This is a genomic window from Shigella sp. SIG6 (genome assembly GCF_053555815.1).
Window position 1 is genome coordinate 42,426 of the sequence record NZ_JBQZXC010000010.1, and the last position, 9,239, is coordinate 51,664.

A 9,239-nucleotide genomic window follows, 5' to 3' on the forward strand; every position below is an offset into this window, starting at 1 on the left:
AATGTAGTGGTAGTGTAGCGATGACTTTAGGCGATCAATATAAGATCGCCGGGCCACGCAAAGAACTGCACCCTCCGGTGCAAATGGGATGGTAAGGAGTTTATTGTGAAAAAGTGGTTATTAGCTGCAGGTCTTGGTTTAGCACTGGCAACTTCTGCTCAGGCGGCTGACAAAATTGCAATCGTCAATATGGGCAGCCTGTTCCAGCAGGTAGCGCAGAAAACCGGTGTTTCTAACACGCTGGAAAATGAGTTCAAAGGCCGTGCCAGCGAACTGCAGCGTATGGAAACCGATCTGCAGGCTAAAATGAAAAAACTGCAGTCCATGAAAGCGGGCAGCGATCGCACCAAACTGGAAAAAGACGTGATGGCTCAGCGCCAGACTTTTGCTCAGAAAGCGCAGGCTTTTGAGCAGGATCGCGCACGTCGTTCCAACGAAGAACGCGGCAAACTGGTTACTCGTATCCAGACTGCTGTGAAATCCGTTGCCAACAGCCAGGATATCGATCTGGTTGTTGATGCAAACGCCGTTGCTTACAACAGCAGCGATGTAAAAGACATCACTGCCGACGTACTGAAACAGGTTAAATAAGTAATGCCTTCAATTCGACTGGCTGATTTAGCGCAGCAGTTGGATGCAGAACTACACGGTGATGGCGATATCGTCATCACCGGCGTTGCGTCCATGCAATCTGCACAAACAGGTCACATTACGTTCATGGTTAACCCAAAATACCGTGAGCATTTAGGCTTGTGCCAGGCGTCCGCGGTTGTCATGACCCAGGACGATCTTCCTTTCGCGAAAAGTGCCGCGCTGGTAGTGAAGAATCCCTACCTGACTTACGCGCGCATGGCGCAAATTTTAGATACCACGCCGCAGCCCGCGCAGAACATTGCACCCAGTGCGGTGATCGACGCGACGGCGAAGCTGGGTAACAACGTATCGATTGGCGCTAACGCGGTGATTGAGTCCGGCGTTGAACTGGGCGATAACGTGATTATCGGTGCCGGTTGCTTCGTAGGTAAAAACAGCAAAATCGGTGCAGGTTCGCGTCTCTGGGCGAACGTAACCATTTACCATGAGATCCAGATCGGTCAGAATTGCCTGATCCAGTCCGGAACAGTGGTAGGCGCAGACGGCTTTGGTTATGCCAACGATCGTGGTAACTGGGTGAAGATCCCACAGATTGGTCGCGTAATTATTGGCGATCGCGTGGAGATCGGTGCCTGCACAACCATCGATCGCGGCGCGCTGGATGACACTGTTATTGGCAATGGCGTGATCATTGATAACCAGTGCCAGATTGCACATAACGTCGTGATTGGCGACAATACGGCGGTTGCCGGTGGCGTCATTATGGCGGGCAGCCTGAAAATTGGTCGTTACTGCATGATCGGCGGAGCCAGCGTAATCAACGGGCATATGGAAATATGCGACAAAGTGACGGTTACGGGCATGGGTATGGTGATGCGTCCCATCACTGAACCAGGCGTCTATTCCTCAGGCATTCCGCTGCAACCCAACAAAGTCTGGCGCAAAACCGCTGCACTGGTGATGAACATTGATGACATGAGCAAGCGTCTGAAATCGCTTGAGCGCAAGGTTAATCAACAAGACTAACGTTCCATCTTTTGTTCGCCAAACTTTACGGCCTGTCTCATTCTTACGATTGCGGCAGGCCGTGTTATTATTGTCGTTTCTTATATTTTGACAGGAAGAGTATCTTGACTACTAACACTCATACTCTGCAGATTGAAGAGATTTTAGAACTTCTGCCGCACCGTTTCCCGTTCTTACTGGTGGATCGCGTGCTGGATTTTGAAGAAGGTCGTTTTCTGCGCGCAGTAAAAAATGTCTCTGTCAATGAGCCATTCTTCCAGGGCCATTTCCCTGGAAAACCGATTTTCCCGGGTGTGCTGATTCTGGAAGCAATGGCACAGGCAACAGGTATTCTGGCGTTTAAAAGCGTAGGAAAACTGGAACCGGGTGAGCTGTACTACTTCGCTGGTATTGACGAAGCGCGCTTCAAGCGCCCGGTCGTGCCTGGCGATCAAATGATCATGGAAGTCACTTTCGAAAAAACGCGCCGCGGCCTGACCCGTTTTAAAGGGGTTGCTCTGGTCGATGGTAAAGTAGTTTGCGAAGCAACGATGATGTGTGCTCGTAGCCGGGAGGCCTGATACGTGATTGATAAATCCGCCTTTGTGCATCCAACCGCCATTGTGGAAGAGGGCGCGTCAATTGGCGCGAACGCACACATTGGTCCTTTTTGTATCGTTGGACCCCATGTCGAAATTGGTGAGGGTACCGTACTGAAATCTCACGTTGTCGTGAATGGTCATACTAAAATTGGCCGCGATAATGAGATTTATCAGTTTGCCTCCATCGGCGAAGTTAACCAGGATTTGAAATATGCTGGCGAACCGACCCGTGTGGAAATCGGCGATCGTAACCGCATTCGCGAAAGCGTCACCATTCATCGTGGCACAGTCCAGGGCGGTGGATTGACGAAGGTGGGCAGCGACAACTTACTGATGATCAACGCGCACATTGCGCACGATTGTACGGTAGGTAACCGCTGTATTCTCGCCAACAACGCAACGCTGGCGGGTCACGTATCGGTTGACGACTTCGCGATCATCGGCGGCATGACCGCAGTCCATCAGTTCTGCATCATTGGTGCGCATGTGATGGTTGGCGGCTGCTCCGGTGTGGCGCAGGACGTCCCTCCTTATGTCATTGCGCAGGGTAACCACGCAACGCCGTTCGGTGTCAATATCGAAGGGCTGAAGCGCCGCGGATTCAGCCGTGAGGCGATTACCGCTATCCGCAATGCGTATAAGCTAATTTATCGTAGCGGTAAAACGCTCGATGAAGTGAAACCGGAAATTGCTGAACTAGCGGAAACATATCCGGAAGTGAAAGCCTTTACCGATTTCTTTGCACGCTCAACGCGCGGTCTGATTCGTTAATGACTGACCAGCGTCCATTAACGATTGCCCTGGTCGCCGGAGAAACCTCCGGCGATATCCTGGGGGCCGGTTTAATCCGCGCTCTGAAAGAACGTGTGCCCAACGCCCGCTTTGTTGGTGTTGCCGGGCCACGAATGCAGGCTGAAGGCTGCGAAGCCTGGTACGAAATGGAAGAACTGGCGGTGATGGGCATTGTTGAAGTGCTCGGTCGTCTGCGTCGCTTACTGCATATTCGTGCCGATCTGACAAAGCGTTTTGGCGAACTGAAGCCAGATGTTTTTGTTGGTATTGATGCGCCCGACTTCAATATTACTCTTGAAGGTAACCTCAAAAAGCAGGGTATCAAAACCATTCATTACGTCAGTCCATCCGTCTGGGCGTGGCGACAGAAACGCGTTTTCAAAATAGGCAGAGCCACCGATCTGGTGCTCGCATTTCTGCCTTTCGAAAAAGCGTTTTATGACAAATACAATGTACCGTGCCGCTTTATCGGTCATACCATGGCTGATGCCATGCCGTTAGATCCAGATAAAAATGGTGCCCGTGATGTGCTGGGGATCCCTTACGATACCCACTGTCTGGCATTGTTGCCGGGCAGCCGTGGTGCAGAAGTCGAAATGCTTAGTGCCGATTTCTTGAAAACTGCCCAGCTTTTGCGCCAGACATATCCGGATCTCGAAATCGTGGTGCCGCTGGTGAATGCCAAACGCCGCGAGCAGTTTGAACGCATCAAAGCTGAAGTCGCGCCAGACCTGTCGGTTCATTTGCTGGATGGAATGGGCCGTGAGGCGATGGTCGCCAGCGATGCGGCACTACTGGCGTCGGGGACGGCAGCCCTGGAGTGTATGCTGGCGAAATGCCCGATGGTGGTGGGATATCGCATGAAGCCTTTTACCTTCTGGTTGGCGAAGCGGCTGGTGAAAACTGATTATGTCTCGCTGCCAAATCTGCTGGCGGGCAGAGAGTTAGTCAAAGAGTTATTGCAGGAAGAGTGTGAGCCGCAAAAACTGGCTGCGGCGCTGTTACCGCTGTTGGCGAACGGGAAAACCAGCCACGCGATGCACGATACCTTCCGTGAACTGCATCAGCAGATCCGCTGCAATGCCGATGAGCAGGCGGCACAAGCCGTTCTGGAGTTAGCACAATGATCGAATTTGTTTATCCGCACATGCAGCTGGTTGCGGGTGTGGATGAAGTCGGACGCGGGCCGTTAGTTGGCGCGGTCGTCACCGCTGCGGTGATCCTTGACCCGGCGCGCCCGATTGCCGGGCTGAATGATTCCAAAAAGCTGAGCGAAAAACGCCGTCTGGCGCTCTATGAAGAGATCAAAGAGAAAGCGTTGAGCTGGAGTCTGGGCCGCGCGGAACCCCACGAAATCGACGAGCTGAACATTCTTCATGCGACCATGCTGGCGATGCAGCGTGCCGTCGCTGGGCTGCATATTGCGCCGGAATATGTGTTGATTGATGGTAACCGCTGCCCGAAATTACCGATGCCTGCGATGGCTGTGGTGAAAGGGGATAGCCGCGTACCAGAAATCAGTGCCGCGTCTATCCTGGCGAAAGTGACGCGTGACGCCGAAATGGCGGCGCTGGATATTGTTTTCCCGCAATATGGTTTTGCCCAACATAAAGGGTATCCAACCGCTTTTCATCTGGAAAAACTGGCTGAATATGGCGCGACTGAACATCATCGTCGCAGCTTTGGGCCTGTCAAACGCGCACTGGGACTTGCGTCCTGATTCTTGTGTCGAGATTAAGTAAACCGGAATCTGAAGATGTCTGAACCACGTTTCGTACACCTGCGGGTGCACAGCGACTACTCGATGATCGATGGCTTGGCCAAAACCGCACCGCTGGTAAAAAAGGCGGCGGCGTTGGGTATGCCAGCACTGGCGATCACCGATTTCACCAACCTTTGCGGTCTGGTGAAGTTCTACGGAGCGGGACATGGCGCAGGGATTAAGCCTATCGTCGGGGCAGATTTTAATGTCCAGTGCGACCTGCTGGGTGATGAGTTAACCCACCTGACGGTACTGGCGGCGAACAATACCGGCTATCAGAATCTGGCGTTGCTGATCTCAAAAGCGTATCAGCGCGGGTACGGTGCCGCCGGGCCGATCATCGATCGCGACTGGCTTATCGAATTAAACGAAGGGTTGATCCTTCTTTCCGGCGGGCGCATGGGCGACGTCGGACGCAGTCTTTTGCGTGGTAACAGCGCGCTGGTAGATGAGTGTGTCGCGTTTTATGAAGAACACTTCCCGGATCGCTATTTTCTCGAGCTGATCCGCACCGGCAGGCCGGATGAAGAAAGCTATCTGCACGCGGCGGTGGAACTGGCGGAAGCGCGCGGTTTGCCCGTCGTGGCGACTAACGATGTGCGCTTTATCGACAGCAGCGACTTTGACGCACACGAAATCCGCGTCGCGATCCACGACGGCTTTACCCTCGACGATCCTAAACGCCCGCGTAACTATTCGCCGCAGCAATATATGCGTAGCGAAGAGGAGATGTGCGAGCTGTTTGCCGACATCCCAGAAGCCCTTGCCAACACCGTTGAGATCGCCAAACGCTGTAACGTAACTGTGCGTCTTGGTGAATACTTCCTGCCGCAGTTCCCGACCGGGGACATGAGCACCGAAGATTATCTGGTCAAGCGTGCAAAAGAAGGCCTGGAAGAGCGTCTGGCATTTTTATTCCCTGACGAGGAAGAACGTCTTAAACGCCGCCCGGAATATGACGAACGTCTGGAGACTGAACTTCAGGTTATCAACCAGATGGGCTTCCCGGGCTACTTCCTCATCGTTATGGAATTTATCCAGTGGTCGAAAGATAACGGCGTACCGGTAGGGCCAGGCCGTGGCTCCGGTGCGGGTTCACTGGTGGCCTACGCGCTGAAAATCACCGACCTCGATCCGCTGGAATTTGACCTGCTGTTCGAACGTTTCCTTAACCCGGAACGTGTCTCCATGCCTGACTTCGACGTTGACTTCTGTATGGAGAAACGCGATCAGGTTATCGAACACGTGGCGGACATGTACGGTCGTGATGCGGTATCGCAGATTATCACCTTCGGTACGATGGCGGCGAAAGCGGTGATCCGCGACGTAGGCCGCGTGCTGGGGCATCCGTACGGCTTTGTCGACCGTATCTCGAAACTGATCCCGCCCGATCCGGGGATGACGCTGGCGAAAGCGTTTGAAGCCGAGCCGCAGCTGCCGGAAATCTACGAAGCGGATGAAGAAGTTAAGGCGCTGATCGACATGGCGCGCAAACTGGAAGGGGTCACCCGTAACGCCGGTAAGCACGCCGGTGGGGTGGTTATCGCGCCGACCAAAATTACCGATTTTGCGCCGCTTTATTGCGATGAAGAGGGCAAACATCCGGTCACCCAGTTTGATAAAAGCGACGTTGAATACGCCGGACTGGTGAAGTTCGACTTCCTTGGTTTGCGTACGCTCACCATCATCAACTGGGCGCTGGAGATGATCAACAAGCGGCGGGCGAAGAATGGCGAGCCACCGCTGGATATCGCCGCGATCCCGCTGGATGACAAGAAAAGCTTCGACATGCTGCAACGCTCGGAAACCACGGCGGTATTCCAGCTTGAATCGCGCGGCATGAAGGACCTGATCAAGCGTCTGCAACCTGACTGCTTCGAAGATATGATCGCACTGGTGGCACTGTTCCGCCCTGGTCCGTTGCAGTCAGGGATGGTGGATAACTTTATCGACCGTAAACATGGTCGTGAAGAGATCTCCTATCCGGACGTGCAGTGGCAGCATGAAAGCCTGAAATCGGTACTGGAGCCAACCTACGGCATTATCTTGTATCAGGAACAGGTCATGCAGATTGCCCAGGTGCTTTCTGGTTATACCCTCGGTGGCGCGGATATGCTGCGCCGTGCGATGGGTAAGAAAAAGCCGGAAGAGATGGCTAAGCAGCGTTCTGTATTTGCTGAAGGTGCAGAAAAGAACGGAATCAACGCCGAACTGGCGATGAAAATCTTCGACCTGGTGGAGAAATTCGCGGGTTACGGATTTAACAAATCGCACTCTGCGGCCTATGCTTTGGTGTCATATCAAACGTTATGGCTGAAAGCGCACTATCCGGCGGAGTTTATGGCGGCGGTAATGACCGCCGATATGGACAACACCGAGAAGGTGGTGGGCCTGGTGGATGAGTGCTGGCGGATGGGGCTGAAAATCCTGCCACCAGATATAAACTCCGGTCTTTACCATTTCCACGTCAACGACGACGGCGAAATCGTGTATGGTATTGGCGCCATCAAAGGGGTAGGTGAAGGTCCGATTGAGGCCATCATCGAAGCCCGTAATAAAGGCGGCTACTTCCGCGAACTGTTTGATCTCTGCGCCCGTACCGACACCAAAAAGTTAAACCGGCGGGTGCTGGAAAAACTGATCATGTCCGGGGCGTTTGACCGTCTTGGGCCACACCGCGCGGCGCTGATGAACTCGCTGGGTTATGCGTTAAAAGCGGCAGATCAACACGCGAAAGCGGAAGCTATCGGTCAGGCCGATATGTTCGGCGTGCTGGCCGAAGAGCCGGAACAAATTGAACAATCCTACGCCAGCTGCCAACCGTGGCCGGAGCAGGTGGTATTAGATGGGGAACGTGAAACGTTAGGCCTGTACCTGACCGGACACCCTATCAACCAGTATTTAAAAGAGATTGAGCGTTATGTCGGAGGCGTAAGGCTGAAAGACATGCACCCGACAGAACGTGGTAAAGTCATCACGGCTGCGGGGCTCGTTGTTGCCGCGCGGGTTATGGTCACCAAGCGCGGCAATCGTATCGGTATCTGCATGCTGGATGACCGTTCCGGGCGGCTGGAAGTGATGTTGTTTACTGACGCCCTGGATAAATACCAGCAATTGCTGGAAAAAGACCGCATACTTATCGTCAGCGGACAGGTCAGCTTTGATGACTTCAGCGGTGGGCTTAAAATGACCGCTCGCGAAGTGATGGATATTGACGAAGCCCGGGAAAAATATGCTCGCGGGCTTGCTATCTCGCTGACGGACAGGCAAATTGATGACCAGCTTTTAAACCGACTCCGTCAGTCTCTGGAACCCCACCGCTCTGGGACAATTCCAGTACATCTCTACTATCAGAGGGCGGATGCACGCGCGCGGTTGCGTTTTGGCGCGACGTGGCGTGTCTCTCCGAGCGATCGTTTATTAAACGATCTCCGTGGCCTCATTGGTTCGGAGCAGGTGGAACTGGAGTTTGACTAATACAGGAATACTATGAGTCTGAATTTCCTTGATTTTGAACAGCCGATTGCAGAGCTGGAAGCGAAAATCGATTCTCTGACTGCGGTTAGCCGTCAGGATGAGAAACTGGATATTAACATCGATGAAGAAGTGCATCGTCTGCGTGAAAAAAGCGTAGAACTGACGCGTAAAATCTTCGCCGATCTCGGTGCATGGCAGATTGCGCAACTGGCACGCCATCCGCAGCGTCCTTATACCCTGGATTACGTTCGCCTGGCATTTGATGAATTTGACGAACTGGCTGGCGACCGTGCGTATGCAGACGATAAAGCTATCGTCGGTGGTATCGCCCGTCTCGATGGTCGTCCGGTGATGATCATTGGTCATCAAAAAGGTCGTGAAACCAAAGAAAAAATTCGCCGTAACTTTGGTATGCCAGCGCCAGAAGGTTACCGCAAAGCACTGCGTCTGATGCAAATGGCTGAACGCTTTAAGATGCCTATCATCACCTTTATCGACACCCCGGGGGCTTATCCTGGCGTGGGCGCAGAAGAGCGTGGTCAGTCTGAAGCCATTGCACGCAACCTGCGTGAAATGTCTCGCCTTGGCGTACCGGTAGTTTGTACGGTTATCGGTGAAGGTGGTTCTGGCGGTGCGCTGGCGATTGGCGTGGGCGATAAAGTGAATATGCTGCAATACAGCACCTATTCCGTTATCTCGCCGGAAGGTTGTGCGTCCATTCTGTGGAAGAGCGCCGACAAAGCGCCGCTGGCGGCTGAAGCGATGGGTATCATCGCTCCGCGTCTGAAAGAGCTGAAACTGATCGACTCCATCATCCCGGAACCGCTGGGCGGCGCTCACCGTAACCCGGAAGCGATGGCGGCATCGTTGAAAGCGCAACTGCTGGCGGATCTGGCCGATCTCGATGTGTTAAGCACTGAAGATTTAAAAAATCGTCGTTATCAGCGCCTGATGAGCTACGGTTACGCGTAATTCGCAAAAGTTCTGAAAAAGGGTCACTTCGGTGG

At 53.4% G+C, this 9,239-nt stretch carries 8 protein-coding genes; all 8 read left to right on the plus strand.

What is annotated here, in order from left to right:
* The first annotated feature begins 105 nt into the window (after positions 1-105).
* The 8 genes from skp to accA all read left to right on the plus strand — a co-directional run bounded on the left by skp (position 106) and on the right by accA (position 9,204).
* Positions 106-591: a molecular chaperone Skp gene (gene skp / locus ACUU1M_RS03330; RefSeq protein WP_000758956.1), complete on the plus strand. Its 486-nt coding sequence runs from the start codon at positions 106-108 to the stop codon at positions 589-591.
* A gap of 3 nt (positions 592-594) precedes the next feature.
* Complete coding sequence (gene lpxD, locus ACUU1M_RS03335; RefSeq protein ID WP_001139282.1) at positions 595-1,620, plus strand: UDP-3-O-(3-hydroxymyristoyl)glucosamine N-acyltransferase; 1,026 nt, start codon at positions 595-597, stop codon at positions 1,618-1,620.
* Positions 1,621-1,724: 104 nt separating this feature from the next.
* On the plus strand, positions 1,725-2,180 hold the full coding sequence (fabZ, locus tag ACUU1M_RS03340; protein ID WP_000210739.1) for a 3-hydroxyacyl-ACP dehydratase FabZ: 456 nt from the start codon (positions 1,725-1,727) through the stop codon (positions 2,178-2,180).
* Between the two features lie 3 nt (positions 2,181-2,183).
* Complete coding sequence (lpxA, locus tag ACUU1M_RS03345) at positions 2,184-2,972, plus strand: acyl-ACP--UDP-N-acetylglucosamine O-acyltransferase (protein WP_000565966.1); 789 nt, start codon at positions 2,184-2,186, stop codon at positions 2,970-2,972.
* A complete protein-coding gene (gene lpxB / locus ACUU1M_RS03350; RefSeq protein WP_000132066.1) occupies positions 2,972-4,120 on the plus strand; it encodes a lipid-A-disaccharide synthase in 1,149 nt (382 codons plus the stop codon). Before lpxA ends, lpxB begins: the two co-directional genes overlap by 1 nt.
* Positions 4,117-4,713 (plus strand): ribonuclease HII, encoded by a 597-nt coding sequence (rnhB, locus tag ACUU1M_RS03355; protein ID WP_000569398.1) that lies wholly within the window; start codon positions 4,117-4,119, stop codon positions 4,711-4,713. Before lpxB ends, rnhB begins: the two co-directional genes overlap by 4 nt.
* Before the next feature lie 36 nt (positions 4,714-4,749).
* Positions 4,750-8,232: a DNA polymerase III subunit alpha gene (gene dnaE, locus ACUU1M_RS03360; protein WP_001294741.1), complete on the plus strand. Its 3,483-nt coding sequence runs from the start codon at positions 4,750-4,752 to the stop codon at positions 8,230-8,232.
* A gap of 12 nt (positions 8,233-8,244) precedes the next feature.
* Positions 8,245-9,204, plus strand: coding sequence for an acetyl-CoA carboxylase carboxyl transferase subunit alpha (gene accA / locus ACUU1M_RS03365; RefSeq protein ID WP_000055741.1), 960 nt, complete (start codon positions 8,245-8,247; stop codon positions 9,202-9,204).
* Positions 9,205-9,239 lie beyond the last annotated feature (35 nt).